At 63.3% G+C, this 21,755-nt stretch carries 22 protein-coding genes; 13 read left to right on the top strand and 9 right to left on the bottom strand.

Annotation, left to right across the window (positions count from 1 at the left end; all coding sequences use genetic code 11):
- Positions 1-53 precede the first annotated feature (53 nt).
- From NCS58_RS01650 to flhD, 5 genes are all read right to left on the bottom strand, one after another.
- Positions 54-431, bottom strand: a complete 378-nt coding sequence (locus tag NCS58_RS01650) for a response regulator (RefSeq protein WP_061116802.1) — start codon at positions 429-431, stop codon at positions 54-56.
- Positions 432-498: 67 nt separating this feature from the next.
- Positions 499-1,494: a flagellar motor protein MotB gene (motB, locus tag NCS58_RS01645; protein ID WP_061116801.1), complete on the bottom strand. Its 996-nt coding sequence runs from the start codon at positions 1,492-1,494 to the stop codon at positions 499-501.
- A gap of 13 nt (positions 1,495-1,507) precedes the next feature.
- Positions 1,508-2,368 (bottom strand): flagellar motor stator protein MotA, encoded by an 861-nt coding sequence (gene motA, locus NCS58_RS01640; RefSeq protein ID WP_061116800.1) that lies wholly within the window; start codon positions 2,366-2,368, stop codon positions 1,508-1,510.
- A 139-nt stretch (positions 2,369-2,507) separates the two neighbouring features.
- Entirely contained in the window at positions 2,508-3,083 is a 576-nt protein-coding gene (flhC, locus tag NCS58_RS01635) for a flagellar transcriptional regulator FlhC (protein ID WP_061116799.1), read from the bottom strand.
- Between the two features lie 17 nt (positions 3,084-3,100).
- Complete coding sequence (gene flhD, locus NCS58_RS01630) at positions 3,101-3,418, bottom strand: flagellar transcriptional regulator FlhD (protein ID WP_250476187.1); 318 nt, start codon at positions 3,416-3,418, stop codon at positions 3,101-3,103.
- Positions 3,419-4,072: 654 nt separating this feature from the next.
- Between flhD and NCS58_RS01625 the strand changes: the two genes are divergently transcribed.
- From NCS58_RS01625 to NCS58_RS01615, 3 genes are all read left to right on the top strand, one after another.
- Complete coding sequence (locus tag NCS58_RS01625; protein WP_061116797.1) at positions 4,073-5,137, top strand: glycosyltransferase family 4 protein; 1,065 nt, start codon at positions 4,073-4,075, stop codon at positions 5,135-5,137.
- 261 nt (positions 5,138-5,398) lie between these two features.
- Complete coding sequence (gene aqpZ, locus NCS58_RS01620; protein WP_061116796.1) at positions 5,399-6,097, top strand: aquaporin Z; 699 nt, start codon at positions 5,399-5,401, stop codon at positions 6,095-6,097.
- A gap of 339 nt (positions 6,098-6,436) precedes the next feature.
- On the top strand, positions 6,437-6,724 hold the full coding sequence (locus NCS58_RS01615) for a hypothetical protein (RefSeq protein ID WP_250537717.1): 288 nt from the start codon (positions 6,437-6,439) through the stop codon (positions 6,722-6,724).
- Positions 6,725-6,770: 46 nt separating this feature from the next.
- On the opposite strand, the gene NCS58_RS01610 is transcribed toward NCS58_RS01615, so the two are convergent.
- Both NCS58_RS01610 and NCS58_RS01605 read right to left on the bottom strand, forming a co-directional pair.
- Positions 6,771-7,610, bottom strand: a complete 840-nt coding sequence (locus NCS58_RS01610; protein ID WP_061116794.1) for a Cof-type HAD-IIB family hydrolase — start codon at positions 7,608-7,610, stop codon at positions 6,771-6,773.
- A gap of 33 nt (positions 7,611-7,643) precedes the next feature.
- A complete protein-coding gene (locus NCS58_RS01605; protein ID WP_250537716.1) occupies positions 7,644-8,561 on the bottom strand; it encodes a BadF/BadG/BcrA/BcrD ATPase family protein in 918 nt (305 codons plus the stop codon).
- 114 nt (positions 8,562-8,675) lie between these two features.
- Here NCS58_RS01605 and NCS58_RS01600 point away from each other — a divergent pair, with 114 nt between their 5' ends.
- The 3 genes from NCS58_RS01600 (at position 8,676) to NCS58_RS01590 (ending at position 10,565) form a co-directional block, all read left to right on the top strand.
- Positions 8,676-9,281, top strand: a complete 606-nt coding sequence (locus NCS58_RS01600; protein ID WP_250537715.1) for a DNA-3-methyladenine glycosylase I — start codon at positions 8,676-8,678, stop codon at positions 9,279-9,281.
- A gap of 464 nt (positions 9,282-9,745) precedes the next feature.
- Positions 9,746-10,171: a hypothetical protein gene (locus NCS58_RS01595; protein ID WP_061116938.1), complete on the top strand. Its 426-nt coding sequence runs from the start codon at positions 9,746-9,748 to the stop codon at positions 10,169-10,171.
- Positions 10,172-10,187: 16 nt separating this feature from the next.
- The gene (locus NCS58_RS01590; protein WP_250537714.1) at positions 10,188-10,565 is read left to right on the top strand and encodes a hypothetical protein; all 378 of its coding nucleotides are present in this window, start codon (positions 10,188-10,190) and stop codon (positions 10,563-10,565) included.
- A gap of 114 nt (positions 10,566-10,679) precedes the next feature.
- Here NCS58_RS01590 and rpsU read toward each other — a convergent pair whose 3' ends face one another.
- Both rpsU and NCS58_RS01580 read right to left on the bottom strand, forming a co-directional pair.
- Entirely contained in the window at positions 10,680-10,892 is a 213-nt protein-coding gene (gene rpsU / locus NCS58_RS01585; protein ID WP_008351904.1) for a 30S ribosomal protein S21, read from the bottom strand.
- 348 nt (positions 10,893-11,240) lie between these two features.
- Positions 11,241-12,191: an aldo/keto reductase gene (locus NCS58_RS01580; protein WP_250476174.1), complete on the bottom strand. Its 951-nt coding sequence runs from the start codon at positions 12,189-12,191 to the stop codon at positions 11,241-11,243.
- Positions 12,192-12,436: 245 nt separating this feature from the next.
- Here NCS58_RS01580 and NCS58_RS01575 point away from each other — a divergent pair, with 245 nt between their 5' ends.
- From NCS58_RS01575 to NCS58_RS01545, 7 genes are all read left to right on the top strand, one after another.
- Positions 12,437-13,597: a flagellin gene (locus NCS58_RS01575; RefSeq protein WP_061116790.1), complete on the top strand. Its 1,161-nt coding sequence runs from the start codon at positions 12,437-12,439 to the stop codon at positions 13,595-13,597.
- Positions 13,598-13,800: 203 nt separating this feature from the next.
- The gene (gene fliD, locus NCS58_RS01570; protein WP_250537713.1) at positions 13,801-15,363 is read left to right on the top strand and encodes a flagellar filament capping protein FliD; all 1,563 of its coding nucleotides are present in this window, start codon (positions 13,801-13,803) and stop codon (positions 15,361-15,363) included.
- 18 nt (positions 15,364-15,381) lie between these two features.
- Positions 15,382-15,681: a flagellar protein FliT gene (locus NCS58_RS01565; RefSeq protein WP_061116788.1), complete on the top strand. Its 300-nt coding sequence runs from the start codon at positions 15,382-15,384 to the stop codon at positions 15,679-15,681.
- 262 nt (positions 15,682-15,943) lie between these two features.
- On the top strand, positions 15,944-18,298 hold the full coding sequence (locus NCS58_RS01560) for a tetratricopeptide repeat protein (RefSeq protein ID WP_061116937.1): 2,355 nt from the start codon (positions 15,944-15,946) through the stop codon (positions 18,296-18,298).
- A gap of 2 nt (positions 18,299-18,300) precedes the next feature.
- Positions 18,301-19,449, top strand: a complete 1,149-nt coding sequence (vioA, locus tag NCS58_RS01555) for a dTDP-4-amino-4,6-dideoxy-D-glucose aminotransferase VioA (protein ID WP_061116787.1) — start codon at positions 18,301-18,303, stop codon at positions 19,447-19,449.
- A 33-nt stretch (positions 19,450-19,482) separates the two neighbouring features.
- Positions 19,483-20,604 carry a hypothetical protein gene (locus NCS58_RS01550; protein WP_250476172.1) on the top strand — a complete coding sequence of 374 codons (1,122 nt, stop codon included), beginning with the start codon at positions 19,483-19,485 and terminating at the stop codon, positions 20,602-20,604.
- A complete protein-coding gene (locus NCS58_RS01545; RefSeq protein WP_250476171.1) occupies positions 20,601-21,452 on the top strand; it encodes a hypothetical protein in 852 nt (283 codons plus the stop codon). Before NCS58_RS01550 ends, NCS58_RS01545 begins: the two co-directional genes overlap by 4 nt.
- Positions 21,453-21,755: the final 303 nt, after the last annotated feature.

The following is a 21,755-nucleotide window of genomic DNA, read 5'->3' as shown; positions in this document are numbered from 1 at the left end:
CACCATCGGCGCGTTCGTGCGCGGGTTGTCTTTGGCTTTCGCTTCAGTTCAGTTCAGTGCTGCGTGTCTTCAGAGAGCGCGGCAACCAGTTCGGTCAGCAGGTCCGGATCGAGCGGTTTCTCGATCCAGCCCGTCGCGCCCGCCGAGCGCGCCGCGTCCTTGAACGGCTCACCGCCTTCGGTCGTGAGGACCAGAATCGGCGTCGCCCGGTAGGCGCGGTTCGCGCGCAGCGCCACGATCAGATCGAGCCCGCTTCTGCCCGGCATGTGCTGGTCGGTCAGGACGAGATCGAAGTGCTCCGCGAGCGCCCACTCCAGCCCTTCGTCGCCGTCCGACGCGACGGTCACTTCGTAACCCGCCGTCGCCAGCGTCGCCGAGAGGATTTGCCGCATCGCGGCTGAATCGTCGATTGCCAGAATGTTTTTGATCATGTTTGTCTCTTGCCGTGATGACGGTCGAAACGTGCCGAGTCTTGAGCCTGTTTTTCGGGGAATTTGCTCACCGCGCCGCAGGCCTGGCCGCGCTACCGCCGATGAAGCCGAACGAGGCCGATGGCTTGCCTTGCGCATCCGTGCCGTTGTCGAGCGTGGCGCCCGGGGAGCCGTCGTCGCGCAGCATCGACATTTCAGTCTTGCGATTGAGCACGATGACGCTGATGCGCCGGTTCTCCGGGTCGAGCGGATCTTTCTTGTTCAGGTTCTGCGTGGAGGCGAGTCCGAGCACGCGCATGACTTTCGCTTCGTCCATGCCGCCCGCGACCAGCTCTCGCCGCGACGCGTTCGCGCGGTCCGCCGACAGTTCCCAGTTGCTGTAGCCCTTTTCGCCGCCCGCGTACTTCACGGCGTCGGTGTGTCCCTGCACGACGATGTGGTTCGGCACGTCGTTCAGCGTTCTGCCGATCTCGCGCAGGATGTCGCGCATATAGGGCTGCACGGCGTCGCTGGAGAGCGCGAACATCGGGCGTTTCTGGGTATCGACGATTTCGATGCGCAAGCCCTGTTGCGTCGACTCGATGCGGATTTGCTGCTTGAACTGGTGCAGCGTCGGATTGGCCTCGATCGCCGCCATCAGCTTCACCTGAAGATCGTGCAGGCGCACCTGCTCGCGTCGCTCCAGTTCGCCTTGCGCGGCCTTGAGCAGTTGCTCGTCGGTGTCGGACGAGGCGCGCTGCGCGAGTTGCGTGCTGCCATCGGACCTGCGCGCCGAACCCGCTTCGTTGCTGGAGATGTCGCGCCCGCCGCCGGTGATGATGCTGTTGTCCATGCCGACGCTCTTGCCGCCGACCATCGCGGCCTTGAGCGGCATGTTGAAGTACTCGGCGATGCCGCGCCGCTGCACCGGCGATGTCGACGAAAGCAGCCACATCAGCAGGAAGAACGCCATCATCGCGGTCATGAAGTCCGCGTACGCGAGCTTCCACGCGCCGCCGTGATGACCCTTCTTGCCGGCGACCACGCGCTTGATGAAGATGGGGCGTTCGCTGTCGTTGCTCATCGCTGTGCTCCGGTCACTTCGACTTGACCCGGCGCACGTGTTCTTCCAGCTCGGAGAACGACGGACGTTCCGTCGAGAACAGCACCTTGCGGCCGAACTCCACCGCGATCGCGGGCGCGTAACCGTTCAGGCTCGCGAGGATCGTCACCTTGATGCACTGAAACATCTTGGTCTGCTCCGCGACGCGCTGCTCCGCGACGTTCGCGAGCGGTCCGATGAAACCGTAGGAAAGAAGAATGCCGAGAAAGGTGCCGACGAGCGCCTGCGCGATCATCTCGCCGAGAATCGCGGGCGGCTGGTCGGCGGAGGCCATCGTGTGCACGACGCCCATCACCGCCGCGACGATGCCGAACGCGGGCATCGCGTCGCCGACCTTCGTCAGCGCGTGCGCGGGCGCCTCGCCCTCGACGTGATGCGTCTCGATCTCCTCGTCCATCAGGCTTTCGATCTCGAACGCGTTCATGTTGCCGCTGACCATGAGGCGCAGATAATCCGTCAGAAATTCGACGATGTGGTGATCGTTGAGAATCCTGGGGTACTGGCTGAAGACCGGGCTCTTCGACGGATCTTCGATATCCGCCTCGAGCGCGAGCGTGCCTTCCTTGCGCGCCTTCGCCAGCAGCACGTAGAGCAGGCCCATCAGCTCCATGTACATGTTCTTGTCGTACTTCGCGCCCTTGAAGAGCGTCGGGAGGACCTGAATGGTCGCCTTGATGGTCTTGACGTTATTGCCGAGGATGAACGCGCCGACGCCCGCGCCCCCGATCATCAGAATCTCGACCGGCTGCATGAGCGCGCCAAGGTGCCCGCCTTCGAGCGCGTAACCGCCAAAGACGGACAGCAATGTCACGAGCGATCCAACGAAAATCAGCACAGTCGAGTCCTCACGTTTTGATGCGGTAAGACCGCCGTTAAGTGGTTTACGGCACTCGACTGAAAAACTTTGGGGGCAAATCGGCGGGGACGGCAAACGGTAAACCCCGCGTGGAAGCGGGGCTGCGCTGCAAGCGGCTTCAGGCCGCGATGCGCGGCGCAGACGCCTGAGCGCCGGAGGATGCAACCGCCTTGCGCGTCTTGCCCGCGCGCGACGGCGGCTGGCACAGACCGCAGACATAACCCGTGCGCAGATCATAAGCGTGCGCGACGAAGCGCCCGCCGCAGCGCGTGCAGGCGTTCGTCTGCAACATCCCGGATTCGAAGTAGCGCACGAGTGTCCACGCGCGCGTGAGCGACAGCACGGGCTCGTCGCCATAAAGCGCGGCATGCTCCAGATAGAGGCGGTAGCTTTTCACGATCGCCTGGATGGTGCTCTGCGTGCCTCCGGCGCCGCCGTGCTGGTCGATGAACCGGTAGATGCCGTGAAACAGCGACGAATGAATGTTCGGCTGCCAGGTCATGAACCAGTCCGTCGAGAACGGCAGCATGCCCTTGGGCGGCGACGCGCCCTTGAGCTCCTTGTAGAGCTTGATGAGACGGTCGCGCGACAGGCTCGTTTCCGCTTCGAGCAGTTGCAGCCGCGCGCCCAGCTCAATCAACTCGATCGCCAGGGTGATTTCGCGGACTTCCCCGACCACGCTTTTCGTCGCCATCTGTTTTCGCGGGCGATTCAGGCGATCTGCTCGACGGGACCGTCGGCCAGCAGGATCGCTGCATGGGCGTGCGCGAGCGCAGCGCTCTTCTCCTTGTCGGCAAGCGATGAGAGAAGCGTGTGGTCGTCGAAACGAAAGCGGCACAGCAAATGGCTCGACGACGCGACTTTCACCGCCTGGGCGAGCGTGAGTGAGGTCAGCACTTGCGCGACCTGCTCGGAAAGCCCGAGGCGATACATCGCCGAAACGCGGTCTTCCTGAAGGAGCCGCTGTGCGAGGAGCAAGTACGACAGATTCACCTCGCGGATTTCCGCGAGCGTACTCGTATTGCTGATCGTCATGTTTTCCCCGAATCGATACTTTGGCTGGTCAGGCCCGGCGGGAACGTTTGCTCGAATTCGCAAAGGACAGCGAATGCGGCCCCGCGCACGTTGTCTGGTTTCGCTTCGATTGTCGCCGATGCTCGCGGCCGCGCCTGTCGGACAAACCTTCCGACGAGAAGACGGAGTTTCGCGAACTTTCATGTAGGAATATTTCTTACACGCCGAGCCCGCCGATTGCCGATCGGCAGACAGGAATATCGGCATTTATTCGTCTGACTTAATGCCGTAATTTCGTTTTATCGAGGCCGGGCGTGCCGGAGAGACAATACGAGCAACGTCCTCCGCTCGGGAACGGGAATTGCTTCCTAAAACCTGCGGTGTGTTTCACGCTTCAAATCCGTCGACAACGTCTTTTTCGGTGCAATTTTTGACTTCGTAACAGCACATGTTTCGCGCTGTAACAACGATAAGCGATTGAAAAATGACGTGAAATGCCGCTCTCGATACCGATAATGGGCAGTAAGGGATAACCCGGTCGCGATGGTTTTCAGCTCCGGGCCGATCTCGGGCGGCGTCTACACCATCACGCAGCCCGCCCGAATGGCATGTGTTGAGCGCTCGACCGGAGCGTGACTGCAATGCCTTACCTACATGGAGAGTCACGTTATGCGAATCGCACAAATTGCACCGTTGCACGAAGCAGTACCTCCGAAGTTTTACGGCGGCACTGAACGCGTCGTGTCTTATCTGACCGATGCGCTCGTCGAGCTCGGCCACGATGTAACCTTGTTCGCAAGCGGCGATTCCCAAACCAAGGCGACGCTCGACGCGGTGTGGCCGCGTGCGTTGCGTCTCGACCCGACCGTGCGCGACGCGCTCGCGCCGCACATGCTGTTGCTCGAAACCGTCCGCCAGCGCGCCCACGAGTTCGACGTGCTGCACTTTCACCTCGACTACATGCCGTTCCCGCTGTTCACGCAGATGGACACGCCGTTCGTGACGACGCTGCACGGCCGCCTCGACCTGCCGGAACTGCAGCCGATCTTCAACACGTTCACCAAGGCGAACGTCATTTCGATCTCGGATAACCAGCGCAGCCCGCTGCCGCAGGCGAACTGGCTGAACACGGTTTATCACGGTCTGCCGAACGAACTGCTGACGCCGCAGCCGCACAAGAAGCCGGAATATCTCGCCTTCCTGGGCCGCATCTGCCCGGAGAAGCGCGCCGATCTGGCGATCAGGATCGCGGCACAGAGCGGTCTGCCGCTGAAGATCGCCGCCAAGGTGGACAAGGCCGACCAGGAATACTTCAAGTCGACGATCGAGCCGCTGCTCTCGCAGGCGCATGTCGAGTTCATCGGCGAGATCACCGAGGCGCAGAAGCCGGAATTCCTGTCGGGCGCGAAGGCGCTGCTCTTCCCGATCGACTGGAACGAGCCGTTCGGTCTGGTGATGATCGAGGCGATGGCCTGCGGTACGCCGGTGATCGCGTTCAACCGTGGCTCGGTGCCTGAAGTGATCGATCACGGCGTGACGGGCTTTATCTGCGAAGACGTGCCGGGCGCAGTCGGCGCGCTGCAACGTCTCGATGAGCTGTCGCGCACCGAAATCCGCGCGCAGTTCGAACGCCGATTCAGCGCGCACACGATGGCGCAGAACTACGTCGAGAGCTATACCGCGATGCTCCAGGCCGCGAAGCGCCCGGTGCTGCGTCAGGTTGCAGTCGGCTGATACCGCCGCCTGTTTGTCAAAATCGCATCGAATGCCGCCCGCTGCCGGGCGGCATTTTTTTATGCACGCGCCCTTCGGGCGCCGCGCTTTCCCCGCCCATAAGGAAGAATCCGAAGTCCAGTCCGATGCCCGTGAATCGAGAGCCGATCGACCATTTTTGACAGTTCGCAAAAGACTCCGCGCTTAAACTCCGCTGCGCAAGCGCGCCACGCGTTCTTGTTTTAAATCAACGGCTTTTCATTCTTTCACGAAGGCAGAATCATGCATTTGTCGAAGCGTCTCGGCGCTGAAGTTTTCGGTACTTTCTGGCTCGTGCTGGGCGGCTGCGGAAGCGCCGTGCTCGCCGCTGCCTTTCCTCAACTCGGCATCGGTTTCGCCGGCGTTTCGCTGGCATTCGGTCTCACGGTGCTCACGATGGCCTACGCCATCGGTCACGTTTCCGGTTGCCACCTGAATCCGGCTGTGAGCATCGGTCTCGCGACGGCTGGCCGCTTCCCGGTGCGCGATCTCGTGCCGTACATCGCCGCGCAAGTGATCGGCGCGACGCTCGGCGCATGGGTCATCTACCTGATCGCCACGGGCAACCCGAACTTCGAATTCGCGTCGAGCGGATTCGCCGCGAATGGCTTCGGCGAACACTCTCCGGGTCATTTCTCGATGGCGGCGGCGCTGGTCTGCGAAGTCGCGATGACGTTCTTCTTCCTGTTCGTGATCCTCGGCGCCACCGACGACCGCGCGCCGAAAGGCTTCGCGCCGCTCGCGATCGGCCTGTGCCTGACGCTCATTCACCTGATTTCGATTCCGGTCACCAATACGTCGGTGAATCCGGCGCGCTCGTCGAGCCAGGCGTTCTTCGTCGGCGGCTGGGCGCTCGACCAACTGTGGCTGTTCTGGATCGCGCCGATCGTCGGTGCCATTCTCGCGGGCGTGCTTTATCCGGCTCTGACGCGCCAGAAATAAGCGTCGGCGGAAAAATCAGCAGTAAAGGAAAACGGGCGCGACAGGCGCCCGTTTTTGTTTTTGCGCCACGGCGCGCCTTCGAATGATTAAACGGGCGCGACAAATGTAATGCCGAATTACGCAGCCTGCTTATGAATTGTCTCGGCGCCCTTTTCGCCACGAAACAGGATGACGCGAAAGCGCCGCCCGGTAAGGCGTTCAGCGATATCGCCCGATCAAGTCCACTTCCCGCGTCCCTTACGCCGCCCTTGCACACCGTAACAAGTCCTCGAAGCATGTAAGACGGCGGGCGCTTACATTGAGCTCATGCGACACACGTCGCCTTAAAGGAGAAAGACAATGAAGCGCATGGTCACCCAAATGCTCGTCGCGACCGGCCTTGCAATCGGTGCTGTGGGAGCGGCTCAGGCTCATGGCGATCTGCACATCGGCGTTTCGCTCGGCGCGCCGGCTTACGTGACGCCGGCTCCGGTGTACGTGCGTCCTGCGGTGCCGGCGTATGGCGCGCCGTACTATCGCCATGAAGCGCCGCGCTGGCACCGTGGCTACGACCACGACTATGGCCGCTATGACCGCGCCGGCTGGAACCACCGCGGCTACGGCAACAACTGGGGCCACCGCGGATAAGCGCAAAGCGCCGCCGGCGAACCCGGCGGCCCGGCGCCACGGACGCTCAGTCGGGCGTCTGTCCCGGCGACGCCAGCTCGTCGCGGATACTGAACAGCTTGCGCAAATGGTGCGCGACGCCGGCCTCGAAGTTGTTCCCGACGCGCGGCACGTTCGGCAGCCGCTTGATGAGATCGGGGTTCGCGTTGTTCATCATGAACGGATGCCCGGCAGTTTCGAGCAGGTCGATATCGTTCATGTTGTCGCCGAACGCGACGCACTGCGCGGTATCGACATCGAGCCGCTCCAGCACGAAACGCAGCGCCCGTCCTTTTGATACGTCCGACGTCATCACTTCGAGGCAATCCGGCAGCGAATACGTGACGTAGAGCGAGTCGCCGAATTCGCGCTCGAGATTCGCGGCGATTTCCTTCAGATCGGCCGGATCGCCGATATACAGCACTTTCGCGATGTTCTCGCCATCATGCTCGCGCAGATCCATCACCTCGTACTTGAAGCCTGAATCCTGGTGAAAGACCAGCAGTTCGGGCGCGTGGCGGTCGATGAGCCAGGCGTCGTCGGCGAACAGATTGACGATGACGCGCCCATGCGCGCCCGCGAGATCCGGCTGCACGAGTCGGCGCACGGCGGCGGGATCGAGGTCGCGCGAGTAGATGCGTTCGTCGCCGGGCGCATGCACGCGCGCACCGTTCGACGTGATCAGATAGGCGTCGACGCCGAGCAGATCGCGAATGCCTGCGACGTCGCGGTAGTGCCGGCCCGTCGCGATGATGATGGGCACACCGCGCGCCGCCAGCGTGCGCACGGTTTCAGCGGTGAAGGGGTCCAGCTGATGGTCGCTGTTGAGAAGCGTACCGTCGAGATCAGTAGCGATGACCGAGTACATGACTGCCTTTGTGGTGCCGCAAAGCTCAGTATTTTATCGCGCCGGTCTGCCGGCAGCCCCGAATGCGGACGCCGCGCGCCGCGCCAGTTCGAGCGCGCCCGCCGCCGAATCCGCGCGCGGCGCTCGTACCCGTTCCCGCAACGCGGCCGGCACGAACGGCTCGTACGGCACGGCGAGTCCGCCGCACAACGCGACTGGCAACGCGCCCGACTTATCCAGCGCCGAGACCAGACGCTCTATTTCGAGTGCCGCGCGTTTGAGCAGCCGCGCCGCGACCGGATGATCGTGGAACTCGAACACGGTCGGCGCGAGCGTCGCGTAGGCGGTCTGGTTCGCGGCGCAGAGCCACACGACGAGACTGTCGCGATCCGTCGCGCCGGTGCGCGCGAGCAGCGCACGCGACCATTCGTCTTCCGCCGCGCGTCCATCGAGCACGCGCTGAAGATGAACGACCGCGCGCAAACCAAGCCACGCGCCGCTGGCTTCATCGCCGCTCGGGAAGCCGTAGCCGCCCGCGATGCGGCAAACGCCCGCCTCGTCCAGCGACGCCGCGATGCTGCCCGTGCCGAGCGCGACGATCACGCCGGATTTGCCGCCGTGCGCGCCGAGCACGGTCGTGTAGGCGTCGCTTTCGACGCTCAGCGCGCGCACGTCCGGCGCGCACGCATGAAACGCCGCGAGCCAGTCCGCGTTGTTCACACCCGCGAGTCCGCAGCCGAGCACGCAGTTGCGCCAGTCGAAGGGCAGCGCCGCGGCGTCGAACGCGCGCCGGCACGCATCGCCGATGGATTGCCAGGCGCGTTCGACCCCAAGCCCGAGACCCGAAGGCCCGCCGCTCGCGCGGGCGAGTTCGGTGCCTTGCGCGTCTGCGAGGACCACGCGCGTTCCGCTTCCGCCGCCGTCGATGCCGAGCAGGAAGCCTTTGAATTCCGATGTCGAAGATGTAGTCATGCGCGCAAGCTTACCGGTGGCCACGGCGCGCGCCAATCGGCCGAATGGCATAGATGGCGCGGCGCGAACGTTCGGCTATGCTGGCGCGATCCAGAATAATGACGAGGACTCGCAATGGCAGACACCGATCACATCCGCTGCGCCTGGGCCACGACCGACGCGATGATCCAGTACCACGACGACGAATGGGGCGTGCCCTCGCGCGACGATCAGCATCTGTTCGAAATGCTCGTGCTGGAAGGCGCGCAAGCCGGCCTTTCCTGGTCGACGATCCTCAACAAGCGCGAAGGTTATCGGGCGCTCTTCGCGGCGTTCGACATCGACAAGGTGGCGCGCTTCACCGAGAAGGACATCGAGCGGATCGTGCAGGATGCGCGGGTCGTGCGTAACCGGGCGAAGATCGAATCGGCGGTGCTCAATGCGCGGGCCGTGCAACAGATCCAGCAGGAACACGGCTCGTTTGCAGACTTCGTCTGGTCATTCGTCGACGGCAAAACCATCGACACGCCGCGCGATGCCGCGAACCCCACGCCCGCGTCCACGCCTGAATCGGATGCATTGAGCAAGGCGCTCAAGAAGTACGGGTGTAAGTTCGTCGGCACGACCATTTGCTACGCCTTCATGCAGGCCACGGGCATGGTCAACGATCACGCCGCGAGTTGCCTTTCGCGAGGAAAACCCAAGACCAAACGGAAGGTCGTGGCCAAATCCGCACATTGAGGCAATTCCTATGCGGAAAATTTTTGCTTTTTGACAACATATTTGAGCACAGCACGCACACATAAGGGTAAATCCTTATGGAAGGCGATTTTTTTGCAGTGAAGCACGCGCAATCGCCCGAACTGCAAGGATTTTGGCCGGGTTTTCCGCACTGCACGAACGTACGGCCCGTGTAAAAATGGCGTCCTCGCGTGCGCTGGCGCACCTTTTTACCGGACCGAACCGTTATAACTGACGGCGTACGGACCGTTCACTGAGTGTAGAAATCCGACGCGAGCACACGGGGCCTTGTGAGACCGCAGGCCCAGGCCGGGAAACCGCCATGCTCGAGGCAGTGTCCGGGCGGCGAAGCGTTGATTCAGGTTGCATCACTTTCGCAACGACGCCGCCGCATTCGGAAAGCAGGTGCAGGTTCTCGAATACATAACGCTTGGCCGCTGCGCAGGGGCGCAGGGGAGATGATCATGAAAAGCTTGAACTTCCTGACCCATCAGGAGATTTTCAACGGCGCGGTACAGCATCTTTTCGTGCAAGGGCAAGCGGCTCTGCTGCCGCGCGGCGGCGGCGCGTATCGCGGATATTGCGGCGGCTGTCCTGTCGGGAGCTTCATCAAGCCGCGCGACTACATCACCGCGATGGAAGGCGTGCCCATTCGCTACATCGCGAAGCCGCCCGAGCAGGTGCCGGCGTACATGGATGTCGGCGTCGCGGCGCTCAGGCGCGCGCTGCTTCGTGCGCGCATCAACGTGTTCGATCCCAACACCGTCGAATTGCTCTCCTGCCTGCAGAACGTGCATGACGTCTTCGGCAGATGGGAATGGCGCGAACGTCTGACATCGATCGCGCGTCAGTTCGGGCTGTCCGCCGAACTTCTCAAAACGGCTGCGTGATATTGCAGGTGCTGTGATGTTGAGCCCTATTACGATGTTGAGCCTGAAGGAGATTTACGAGCGCGTCAGCGAGCACTTGCTGACGCAGCGTGCGGTGTCCGAAGACGACAACGGGTCGTGCCGGCTCCGCAGTCCGGAAGGCCGCAAGTGCGCGATCGGCTCGCTCGTGCGCGACGATCTGTATGAGCCGGAGCTGGAAGGCGTCGGGATCTCGTACTATCGGCACGCGCGCGACGGCGAGCTGCTGCGCGCGCTGTACGCATCGAAGGTGAATGCCTACGATCCGAACGTCATCGATCTGCTGATCGAGCTGGAGGAAGTGCACGATTACGCCGATATCTCCGATTGGCCGGATCAGCTCGCGGCGCTCGGAAAGCGTCACGCCTTCGTGTGACGCCTGCAATCCTGTAGTTCGAGGCACAAACAAAACGGCGGTGCGCCCTTACGGGTCGCACCGCCGTTTTGCCATGCGGGTGAGGACCCGAAAATCCTCGCCCGTGAAAGACGCTTAGTGCATCTTCTTCGGCAGCATCTGGCTGCGCAGGCGCTTGCGCAGGCGCGCGACAGCAGCGGCCTTCTTGCGCTTGCGCTCGGTGGTCGGCTTTTCGTACGACTGGCGCTCGCGCAGTTCGGCGATCAGGCCATTGCGCTCGATGGTGCGGCGGAAACGCCGAATCGCGACATCGAACGGCTCGTTTTCTTTGAGGACGATAGTGGTCATGTAAATCCTGAGTTTGCTAAACGTATTTTCAAGCGCGCGACGTTACGAGCTGCCGCGCCCCGGCACTCCGATCGTCCGCCGGACACGAAACGGCGCGACGGACACGAGCAAAGCGGCCACGGAGGCCGGAAAAGAGAGCGTTGGGATTCAGCCGCGGAAGCGGCATGCGCTTTCGAAAGAACCACACGAAGGCGCGTTTCGGAGCCGTTCGCCGCTGCTCGTTGACGTTGTCATTTTCAGAGGCGAAGGCATGAAATCGGGCACATTTCTCGATTCGGGCGCGATGTTACCAGAACACCGCGCCACTGCCAACTCCCCCGATCCATCCAACTCATTGATGCAACAGATTTATTTCTGCCACGCGCTGGCTTCGTCGAGGAGCTGGATGTCGTCGGCGGCGAGTCGCAGGCGCGTCGCGGCAGCGAGGCTTTCCAGTTGCGCGACCGACGTGGCGCTGGCGATCGGCGCCGTCACGCTCGGGCGCGCGATCATCCATGCGAGCGCGACGGTCGCGGGCGTCGTGTCGTTGCGCTTCGCGACTTCGTCGAGCGCATCGAGAATCCTGAAGCCGCGCGGGTTCAGATATTTTTCGACGCGCGAGCCGCGTGTCTTGTGCAGCGTGTCTTCCTTCGACCGGTACTTGCCCGACAGAAAGCCGCTCGCAAGCGCGTAGTACGGCACGACCGCGATCTTGTGCCGTGTCGCCACCGGCTCCAGACCGGTTTCGTAGTCTTCGCGATCGTAGAGGTTGTATTCGGGCTGAAGGATCTGATAGGCCGGCAAGCCCGACTCCTTCGCGAGGTTCAACGCCGCGTCCAGCCGCTCGCCCGAGTAGTTCGACGCGCCGATCACCCTCACCTTTCCCGCCTTGATGAGCTGCTGATACGCGGCGAGCGTTTCATCGAGCGGCGTGTTCTCGTCGTCGTAATGAGAGAAGTAGACGTCGATGTAATCGGTCTTCAGGCGCCTCAGCGAATCGTCGACGGCCGCCGCGATGTTGGCCGCCGTCAGCCCGGCGCGCGTGGAGAGCTTGCCCACTTTCGTCGCGAGCACGACTTTGTGACGCTTGCCGCTTTCCTTGAACCACTTGCCGATGATCGTCTCCGATTCGCCGCCCTGGTGGCCGTCCACCCAGGCGGAATAGACGTCGGCAGTGTCGATGAAATTCAGGCCGTGATCGACGAACGCGTCGAGGATCGAGAACGACGTGCGCTCGTCGGCGGTCCAGCCGAACACGTTGCCGCCGAAGACGAGCGGCGCGACTTTCAGTTCCGATGTGCCGATGCTGCGTGTCTGCATGTGTGCTCCAAATGCGCGAAAAGGACGGACCAAAAAGGATACGCGGGAAAGCGGCGCCTTGCCCGGCGAGCTTCCGCAGGCTTACGAACGCATTCATTACACAAATCGTTTGCGCGGGGCCTTAAGTTTTTTTCGAGGGGCCCGATAACCACAAGTAGGCGGCCGGCTATCACCGAGCGCAGGACCGCCAGGCAACACTCGGTGCCAAAGCCAAAGCCATACAAAGTCTCCCAGGAGAGCAAAAAATGATCGGTATCAATAGCAATATCAACTCGCTGGTTGCCCAGCAGAACCTCAACAGCACGCAGAGCGCGCTGTCGTCGGCCATCACCCGCCTGTCGTCGGGCAAGCGCATCAACAGCGCTGCTGACGATGCTGCCGGCCTCGCGATCTCGAACCGGATGCAAACGCAGATCAACGGCCTGAACCAGGGCGTTTCGAACGCGAACGACGGTGTGTCGATTGCGCAAACGGCTTCGAGCGCGCTCTCGTCGATGACCTCCAGCCTGCAGCGTATCCGTACGCTGGCCGTGCAAGCCGCCAGCGGTTCGCTCTCGTCGAGCGACCAGGCTTCGCTGCAGAAGGAAGTGTCGCAGCAGATCGCTGAAGTGAACCGTATCGCTTCGCAGACGACGTACAACGGCCGGAACATTCTGGACGGCTCCGCTGGCAGCCTGAGCTTCCAGGTCGGCGCGAACGTCGGTCAGACGATCAACCTGGACCTGAGCCAGGACATGGGCGCGAATTCGCTCGGCGGCGGCATGGTTCAGAAGGGCAACACGCTCGGCACGTTCTCGAACCTGTCGCTGACGACGGGCGGCGGCTACACGTCTTCCGGCGCGGCGATCACCTCGATCAACGTGCTGTCGGACGGCAAGGGCGGCTTCACGTTCACCGACCAGAACAACGTCGCGCTGAACTCGACCGCTGTCTCGGCCATCTTCGGCACGGGCACCGCGGGCACGGGCACGGCTGCAGCGCCGCATGAAAACACGCTGTCGTTCAGCTCCGGCGTCGCCGGTTCGATGGGCGCGGCGGTGAGCTCCGCGATCGCCGACCTGACGAAGTCGATCAACAAGATCAACACGCCGGACACGGTGGCGAACCTCGACATCAGCACGACGACGGGTGCCAACGTCGCGCTGGTCTCGATCGACAACGCGCTGCAGACGCTCAACAACGTCCAGGCGACGCTGGGTGCCGCCCAGAACCGTCTGAGCGCAATCGCGTCGTCGCAGCAGGCTGAATCGACCGATCTGTCGTCGGCTCAATCGCAGATCACCGACGCGAACTTCGCGCAGGAAACGGCGAACCTCAGCAAGGCTCAGGTGCTGCAACAGGCTGGTATCTCGGTGCTCGCGCAAGCGAACTCGCTGCCGCAGCAAGTTCTGAAGCTCCTCGGCTAAGCAATCCGCCCAGGCAGCACCCGACGCCGGATCTTCGATTTCGAAGATCCGGCGTCGGGCCGTCACGGCGACGAAGCCGCGTTTCGACCGCTTGCGTGTGCGCCCGTACTCACGAACGCACACGCAAGAGGTTGTTTCCCGCAACGAGCAGTTGACTGCGATCACGCGCATTCAATCGACAGCGCGATACACGGAGTTACCCGATGTCCACGATCAGTACGACCACCACGGCGGCGACCGCCGCGCAGACCCAGGCGGCTGCAAACGCGGCGCTTGCCGAAGCAGCGCAATCCATCATCAGCGGCGCGACCGGTAACTCGTCGATGGATGTCAATTCGCTGGTCACGGCGATGGTGAACGCGAAAACGGCCGGCCAAAGCGCATCCCTGGCCGCCGCGCAAACGAACGACAACACGAAGCTTTCGGCGATCGGCACGCTGTCGTCGGCGCTTTCGACGCTTCAGACCACGATGACGAGCCTGACCGACGGTTCGCTGATGTCGACGTTCACGACCAACGTGACCGGCACGGGCATCACCGCGACGGGCGCCACCGGCGCCGTGGCAGGCAGCTACGACGTGACGGTCTCGCAGATCGCGAAGGCGCAATCGCTGACCTCGACCGGCTTCACGACGGACAAGCACCTCGGCACCGGCACGATGCAGATCACCGTCGGCTCCAAGTCGATGTCGATCAACATCACGAGCAGCAACAACACGCTCTCGGGCATCGCCGCCGCCATCAACAACGCGTCGGGCAACCCGGGCGTGAGCGCGACCATCGTGACGGGCACCGACGGCCAGCACCTCGTGCTCAACTCCACGACGACGGGCGCCTCGAACGTCATCTCGACCACGATCAGCGGCGCGGCGGACGGCAGCGACCTGAACAAGCTCGCGGTCTCATCGACGGCCGGGCAGAACGGCGCGGCTTCCACGATCTCGGACGCATCCGGCAGCAACGGCTGGTCTCAAAGCGCCTCCGCGCAGGACGCGATGTACAAGGTCGGCGGCGTCTCGGGCACGAGCTCGAGCAATACGGTCACGAGCGCGATCAAGGGTGTGACGCTGAACCTCACGTCGGCGGCCGTGACGACGCCCGCGAGCACGCAGACGGTAACCGTCACGCAGGACACGTCGTCGATTTCGAGCGCGATCTCGAACTTCGTCAACCTGTACAACACGGTCGTCTCGACGATCAACTCCTATACCTCGTTCGACAGCACCGCGTCGGTCGGCTCGCAGGGCGGCGTGCTGCTCGGCAACTCCGCGGTCAACACGATCAAGAACCAGCTTTCCGCGATCATCGGCAGCGCGGTCGGCAAAGGCAGCGGCTCGATCTCGCTGGCGTCGCTCGGCATCAATCAGGTTTCGTCGCTCGATGCAACAGCGGAGCAGCCGGCCGGCACCCTGACCATCGACACCGACAAGCTCAACAGCGCGCTGACGAACAATGCGACCGGCGTGTCGCAGCTCTTCAACGCGATCAACGGCGTCGGTGCGCAGTTGACCGACAAGATCACGAGCTATCTCGGACCGAACGGCCTGCTCACGTCCGAGACCGACTCGATCAACAAGGATCTCGCCAACATCTCGACGCAGCAGACGACGTTGACCAACTATGCGGCGCAACTCACGTCGGACTACAACGCGCAGTTCACGGCGCTCAATACGCTGATGGCGAACATGAACCAGAACACGCAGTACCTGACGGCGCTTTTCGGCGGCACGAACAGCGCGGGCGCCATGGCGACCAACAAGTCCTAAGACCCGGGAACCGACACGATGAACCAGGATGCACTCGTCGAACAACTGTTCGCACTGACGAAGGACATGGAGGCGGCGGCCACGCTCGCGGACTGGCCGCGCGCAGCGGAACTCGATGCCGCGCGCACGCCGCTCTTGCGTGCGCTGACGCGCGAGCAGGGCCCGCAGGCGCTCGCGAAGATCAGGGAGATTCAAGGCATCGACGCCGCCGTGCTCGCGCACGCGAGTGCAATCCGCACCGGACTCGCCACCGAATATCACGCGGCGATGACGCGCGTGAATGCGGCAAACCGTTATCAGCAAGGCGCACGGTTCTAGACGTCACCGCGCATCGTTTTGTTTCCGCCGTGCCCGCTTCATGCGGGCATTTTTACGCCCCGACGATGCACGCGGCTGCGGCCGTGACGGCGATTGCGCCGCCTCCTTCGGGACGACCTGCCCGTGCCCGCGCCGCGGCAGCGCCGTCAACGCCCCCGCCGACGATCCGCTGAATTACGGCGGCTTTCGGGTTCATCTCCGCGCTTCGGTTTGGCGACCTCGCTTGGATAATCAGTTCAATCGCAAGGAGCACGCCCAGACCATGAGCATTTCCACACAGCTTCCGGACGCCACGACGCTGACGCCGGAGCAACAGTTCGAGCAGGACATCGCGACCGTGCTGCAGTCGGCGCTGGAGCAGCATCACGCCGGCAATCATGCCGACGCCGAAGCGCTCTATCGCGCGATTCTCGACCACAAGCCGGATCACGCGGACGTGCTGTATAACCTCGCGGTCCTGCTCGTCCAGACGCAGCGCCCGGGCGACGCCGTGCCGCTGTTCGAGACGGTGCTCGGCCTGCGCCCGGACAACGGCCAATACTGGGTCTCGTATATCGACGCGCTCGCGCGCACTAATCAGAGTCAGGCTGCCTGGTTCGCCGTGGAAATGGCGCAGCAGCGCGGCGTGCGCGGTCCGGCGATGGACGGCCTGATCGAGCGCCTGTCGCATCCCTTGGGCTACGCGGCGGCCGTGCTCGCCGAGGCCGCGCATCTCGCGCGCCTCGCGCCCAAGACCGTCGATGACGCCGTAGGCGACGCAGCGCAAACGCCCGCCGGCAAGCGCGGCAATCCGACGCCGCAGGACATGAACCAGTTTGCGTCGCTTTACAACAAGGGCCGCCACGAAGAAGCGATCAAGCTGGCGCGCGGACTCGTCGAGCGTTATCCGCATCACGTCGCCGCGCAGCGCTCGCTCGCTCTGGCGCTCTACGCCAACGGCCGCTACGTCGAAGCCATCGAGCCGCTCACCCGCACCGTCGAACTGGAGGTGACGGACCAGCATTCGCGCATGCTGCTCGCGAGCGCGCTGCAGGTTCGCGGCGACAATGTCGGCGCCGAACGCGAGTGCCGCCTGGTGATCGCGCGCGACCCGAACCACGCCGAAGCGCATCGCGTGCTCGGCGTGTCCCTGTCGGCGATGCGCCGCCACGGCGAAGCCATCGAAGTGTGCGAGCGGGCGATCTCACTGGCCCCGAAGAACGCCGACATGCACAGCGCCCTCGGCGTCGTGCTGCTCGACGACGGTCAGATCGCACGTGCCGAAGACGGCTTCCGCAAGGCGCTCGAGTACAACCCGAACGACTTCATTTCGCACAGCAACCTGCTGTTCTGCCTCACGCACCGAACCGATCTGACGCCCGTCGAGCTCTTCGACGAACATCGCGAATTCGACCGCCGTCATGGCGATCCCGCGCGCCGCCTGTGGCGTCCGCATACGAACGCGAAGGATCCGCACAAGACGCTGCGCGTCGGCCTCGTGTCCGGCGACTTGTTCCGCCATGCCGTCGCCTCGTTCCTCGAACCGGTGCTGGCACTGCTCGCGAAAGACCCGAGCCTCGAGATTCACGTGTACAGCACTCATGCGCGCGAGGATTCGACGACCCAGCGTCTGCGTGGACATGCGCCGCGCTGGAACGTGATCTCGGGCGTCTCGGACGACGCGTTCGTGGAAAAAGTGCGCGCCGACGGCATCGATATCCTGATCGACCTGTCGGGGCATACCGGCCGTAACCGCCTGCGCGCCTTCGCGCGCAAGCCCGCACCGGTCCAGGCATCGTGGATCGGCTATCCGCAGACGACGGGCGTCGGCGCCATCGACTACTACTTCGCGAACCGCACGCCGCACTTCGCGCCGATCGACGACCAGTTCGTCGAGAAACTCGCCTTTCTGCCGGCGGCCGCGCCGTTTCTGCCCGACCCGAATTCGCCGCCCGTCAATCTGCTGCCCGCGCTCCACAAGGGCTTCGTCACCTTCGGCAGCTTCAACCGCGTGTCGAAGTTGCGCCGCGAGGTGATCGCGCTGTGGGCGCGCGTGCTGCATGCCGTGCCGGACTCGAAGATGCTGATGGGCGCAATGCCCGACGACAGCGCCGTCGCCGAACTGAGCAAGTGGTTTGCGGAGGAAGGCATCGGCGCGAACCGGCTGTCGCTGCACAAGCGCTCGAATGTGTCGGTGTATCTGCAGCAGCACCATCAGGTCGATCTGTGTCTCGACACGTTCCCGTACGCGGGCGGCACGACGACGCTGCATGCGCTGTGGATGGGCGTGCCGACCCTGACGCTGCTCGGCGACACGATGCCGGGCCGCGCGGGCGGCACCCTGATGAGCCAGGTCGGACTGGACGCGTTCATCGCACGCGACAAGGACGAATTCGTCGCGAAGAGCGTCGCATACGCGAGCGATGTCGATGCGCTCGCCGCCCTGCGCACCGGCATGCGCGAGCGCTGCTCGCAATCCGCGCGCTTTTGTCCGGACGTGATCGCGACGAGCATGAGCCATGCGCTTCGTCACATGTGGCAGCGCTGGTGCGCCGGCCTGCCCGCCGCATCCTTCGATACCGAACTTCTCGCCGCCGCGCCCGCTGCAGCGACTTCAGCAGCCACCACGCAAGGTTGATCATGAGCGCCATTCCTCTCTTTCGCGAGCAGCCCGCCGTCGATGAACGCATCTTCGTCACGCAGCCACACCTGCCGCCGCTCGAAGAATTCGTTCCGTACCTCGAGAAGATCTGGGAAAACAAGACGCTGACCAATGGCGGCCCGTTTCATCAGCAACTCGAAAAGGCGCTGTGCGAATACCTCGGCGTCCAGCACCTCGCGCTGTTTTCGAACGGCACGATGGGTCTCGTCACCGCGTTGCAGGCGCTGCGCATCACGGGCGAAGTGATCACGACGCCGTATTCTTTCGTCGCGACCGCGCATTCGCTGCTGTGGAACGGCATCAAGCCGGTGTTCGTCGACGTGGACCCGCTCACGCTGAATCTCGATCCGCGCCAGATCGAAGCCGCCATCACGCCGCAGACCACCGCGATCATGCCGGTGCACTGCTACGGCCAGCCGTGCGACGTCGAAGCGATCCAGGCCATCGCCGACAACTACAACCTGAAGGTGATCTACGACGCCGCGCACGCGTTCGGCGTGCGCAACGAGGCGGGCAGTATCCTGACGCACGGCGACCTGTCGGTGCTGAGCTTCCACGCGACAAAAGTCTTCAATACGTTCGAGGGCGGCGCGATCGTCTGTCCGGATGCGAAGGTCAAGCAGCGGATCGATCATCTGAAGAACTTCGGCTTCGTCAACGAGACGACCGTGGTCGCGGCCGGCATCAACGGCAAGATGAGCGAGATCAATGCCGCGTTCGGCCTGCTCCAGCTCCAGCACATCGACCGCGCGCTGGCGCGCCGTCAGGAGATCGACGCGCTGTATCGCACGTTGCTCGCCGATGTCGACGGTATCGTGCCGCTGCCCGGCCTGGCGGCCGGCACGACGAATCACTCGTATTTCCCCGTGCTTGTGGAAGGCGACTACAAGTTGACGCGCGATGCGTTGTACCAGCGCCTGCGCGATCACGACATCTTCGGTCGCCGCTACTTCTATCCGCTTATTTCGGATTTCCCGATGTATCGCGGCCTGCCCTCGGCTCAACCGAGCCGTCTGCCGCACGCACAGGAAGCATCGCGCAAGGTGTTGTGCCTGCCGATCTATCCGGCGCTCGCGGACCGTGATGTGGAGCGGGTCGTGGACGTGATCCGCAAGGGCAACGCGTAAGGCGCAATGGTTCGACGCATGCGGGATCGACCTATGCACGTCTTTCTTCTCTTCAGCGGCACCAACGAACGCGCCGTGCTCGCGCTGCTGCGCGCGATCGGCAAGCTCGGGCAACGGGCGGCGGTGGTCGCGCGTTCTGCCGCCGATCCCGTTCTTTCGAGCGCGTATCGCGAACTCGTGGTCGCCGTGCGTGAAAGCGATGCGCTCTCGGTGCCGCTTCTGAGCGGTTATATCGAGCAGGCGAAGGCCAGGCATCGCGCCGACCGGGTGACGCTCGTGCCGATCTCCGAATTTTTCAACACCTTCCTTCTGAATCACAAGGAAGCGCTGGAATCGATCGATGGCGTGCGCGTGCCGCTCGTCGATTCGTCGCTCTACGCGAAACTCACCAACAAGGCGAGCGCGACCGAATTCTTCGCGCGCGCCGGTGTCGCGTCACCGCCCGAGTATGCGGGCATCGACGATGCCGTGGTGCCGTTCGTCGCCAAGCCGAAATGCAATGTCGAGGGCCGGCGGGTGCTTTATCCGGTGCTCGTGAAGAGCGACGCGGACCTCGCCGCCTTCAAAGCGGCGGAGGATCCGTCGCACTACTTCTTCCAGCACTTCGTGACGGGACGCAGCTTCTATCTGCTCGCCTACTTCGCGCGCACGGGCGAGGTCTTCTGCTCATCGCAGGAGAACCTCGCGCAACAGCCGGGCGGCAAGTCGATCGTGCTCGCCCGTACCGCCGATTTTCACGAGAGCGCCGCCGGCGTCAGGCTTCGGCAAACGCTTTCGCAATGCGGCTATTTCGGCTTCGCGATGATCGAATGCATCGTCGGCGAGGACGGCGCGTACTTCATCGAAATGAATCCCCGTCCCTGGGGCCCGCTCGACCTGTGCCTGAACCACGACTGCGGCATCGTCGAAGCCTTCGTGGGCGACTGGGCGACAGAAGATGCAAGCGCTTATCAAAGCCGGCGCCTCTCGCGGGCACGCAACGCCACCTACCTCTGGACGGGCGGCATCGTGAACACGTGGCGCCGGCGCCGGACGATCGTACATCGCTATGGCAGCGAGATGCGCCTCGCGGGCGCTGCGCTGCGCGCTCTGGCGGGCGACGTCTATCTCGCGAGCGATAGCTGGCGAATCTTTTACAAGGAACTATGGAAATGACCTCTGGCACGATCGCAGTCAAGGAGCGGCTTGCTCGACTTTACGGCGAAGTCTCCAAGCACTCGGGGTATCAGACGATCCCCGACTTCGTCGCGAGCACGCTCGGCTATCAGGAGACCATCCAGAGCCAGTGGCGCGGCGACCGTAACCGTCTGGACTGGATCCTCGCGCATCGCGCGCCTCGGGCCGGCGAACGCTGGGCCGACTTCGGCGCGAACACCGGCTTCTTCACGTACACGATCGCGCATGCATATCCGGATGCGCGTGTGACGGCGATCGAAGCGAATGCCGAACATGCGAAGTTCCTGGGCGAACTCGGCGATGCCTTTTCGATCGGCAATGTCGATGTGCATCACGAGGCGCTTCCGTTCGACGGTCTCGACAAGCTGTCGGACATCGACGTGCTTCTGCACTTGAACGTGCTGCATCACGCGGGCGCGGACTTCGACCGGGAGCATGTGACTGGCGCGCATGACTTTCCTGCGTATGCGGTTGCTTATCTGAAGAAGCTTCGCAGCGCGGCGCGCTCGCTCGTGTTTCAGCTCGGTTGCAACTTGTGGGGTGACAAGTCGCATCCGCTGCAGCCGGGCGCGACGGATGCCGAGCGTCTCGCCTATGTATCGAAGCTGCTGACCGATGCCGGCTGGCGCATTCGCGATGTGGCTTATGCGAGAAAGACACCGGACGCGCCGATCGCTTATGCCGATCTCGGCAAGGACGTCATCGAGGCGCTCAACGGGGAGCATGGAGAACGCGAACTGCGACTCTTCGCCGACGCGCTCGCGCCGTACGCGCTGGATCAGCACATCGGCGAGTTTTATCGGCGCGCGATCTACATCGTCGACTGACGGACGGCAAGGTTTCGCTAAAGTTAGCGCCTCGCGTGCCGATAATCTGAACAAGAACAACAAGAAAGACGCGCTGATGTTTTGGCGCGCTGCTTCGCTCTTGGATGCCCGCTTCGGCGGGCATTTTGTTTTTTGGGGTCCGCAGGGGCCGGGGATGGTCCTTGACGGTGGTCCTGGCGAGTTCCTCGCCGGGTCTGTCTCCGCGTTCGCGGAGGAGCCTGCGGCAGATGCAGTCGCCGCGGCCGCGATTGGGTGTATCTCTGTGTATGCGGAGGAAGCCGTTCGAGATTTGCGGCAAATGAG

The sequence above is a fragment of the Caballeronia sp. INML3B genome (genome assembly GCF_023631305.1).
Taxonomy (GTDB): domain Bacteria; phylum Pseudomonadota; class Gammaproteobacteria; order Burkholderiales; family Burkholderiaceae; genus Caballeronia; species Caballeronia turbans.
This window is presented reverse-complemented; position numbering and strand designations above follow the sequence as displayed.

What these genes read in the sequence shown, in the direction of transcription:
- motB (WP_061116801.1), bottom strand. Translation starts at nt 1,494, where the DNA reads ATGAGCAACGACAGCGAACGCCCCATCTTCATCAAGCGCGTGGTCGCC.
- NCS58_RS01565 (WP_061116788.1), top strand. Translation starts at nt 15,382, where the DNA reads ATGAACCAGGATGCACTCGTCGAACAACTGTTCGCACTGACGAAGGAC.
- NCS58_RS01590 (WP_250537714.1), top strand. Translation starts at nt 10,188, where the DNA reads ATGTTGAGCCCTATTACGATGTTGAGCCTGAAGGAGATTTACGAGCGC.
- NCS58_RS01595 (WP_061116938.1), top strand. Translation starts at nt 9,746, where the DNA reads ATGAAAAGCTTGAACTTCCTGACCCATCAGGAGATTTTCAACGGCGCG.
- NCS58_RS01600 (WP_250537715.1), top strand. Translation starts at nt 8,676, where the DNA reads ATGGCAGACACCGATCACATCCGCTGCGCCTGGGCCACGACCGACGCG.
- NCS58_RS01545 (WP_250476171.1), top strand. Translation starts at nt 20,601, where the DNA reads ATGACCTCTGGCACGATCGCAGTCAAGGAGCGGCTTGCTCGACTTTAC.
- NCS58_RS01605 (WP_250537716.1), bottom strand. Translation starts at nt 8,561, where the DNA reads ATGACTACATCTTCGACATCGGAATTCAAAGGCTTCCTGCTCGGCATC.
- fliD (WP_250537713.1), top strand. Translation starts at nt 13,801, where the DNA reads ATGTCCACGATCAGTACGACCACCACGGCGGCGACCGCCGCGCAGACC.
- vioA (WP_061116787.1), top strand. Translation starts at nt 18,301, where the DNA reads ATGAGCGCCATTCCTCTCTTTCGCGAGCAGCCCGCCGTCGATGAACGC.
- NCS58_RS01610 (WP_061116794.1), bottom strand. Translation starts at nt 7,610, where the DNA reads ATGTACTCGGTCATCGCTACTGATCTCGACGGTACGCTTCTCAACAGC.
- aqpZ (WP_061116796.1), top strand. Translation starts at nt 5,399, where the DNA reads ATGCATTTGTCGAAGCGTCTCGGCGCTGAAGTTTTCGGTACTTTCTGG.
- NCS58_RS01550 (WP_250476172.1), top strand. Translation starts at nt 19,483, where the DNA reads ATGCACGTCTTTCTTCTCTTCAGCGGCACCAACGAACGCGCCGTGCTC.
- NCS58_RS01560 (WP_061116937.1), top strand. Translation starts at nt 15,944, where the DNA reads ATGAGCATTTCCACACAGCTTCCGGACGCCACGACGCTGACGCCGGAG.
- NCS58_RS01650 (WP_061116802.1), bottom strand. Translation starts at nt 431, where the DNA reads ATGATCAAAAACATTCTGGCAATCGACGATTCAGCCGCGATGCGGCAA.
- rpsU (WP_008351904.1), bottom strand. Translation starts at nt 10,892, where the DNA reads ATGACCACTATCGTCCTCAAAGAAAACGAGCCGTTCGATGTCGCGATT.
- flhC (WP_061116799.1), bottom strand. Translation starts at nt 3,083, where the DNA reads ATGGCGACGAAAAGCGTGGTCGGGGAAGTCCGCGAAATCACCCTGGCG.
- NCS58_RS01615 (WP_250537717.1), top strand. Translation starts at nt 6,437, where the DNA reads ATGAAGCGCATGGTCACCCAAATGCTCGTCGCGACCGGCCTTGCAATC.
- NCS58_RS01580 (WP_250476174.1), bottom strand. Translation starts at nt 12,191, where the DNA reads ATGCAGACACGCAGCATCGGCACATCGGAACTGAAAGTCGCGCCGCTC.
- NCS58_RS01575 (WP_061116790.1), top strand. Translation starts at nt 12,437, where the DNA reads ATGATCGGTATCAATAGCAATATCAACTCGCTGGTTGCCCAGCAGAAC.
- NCS58_RS01625 (WP_061116797.1), top strand. Translation starts at nt 4,073, where the DNA reads ATGCGAATCGCACAAATTGCACCGTTGCACGAAGCAGTACCTCCGAAG.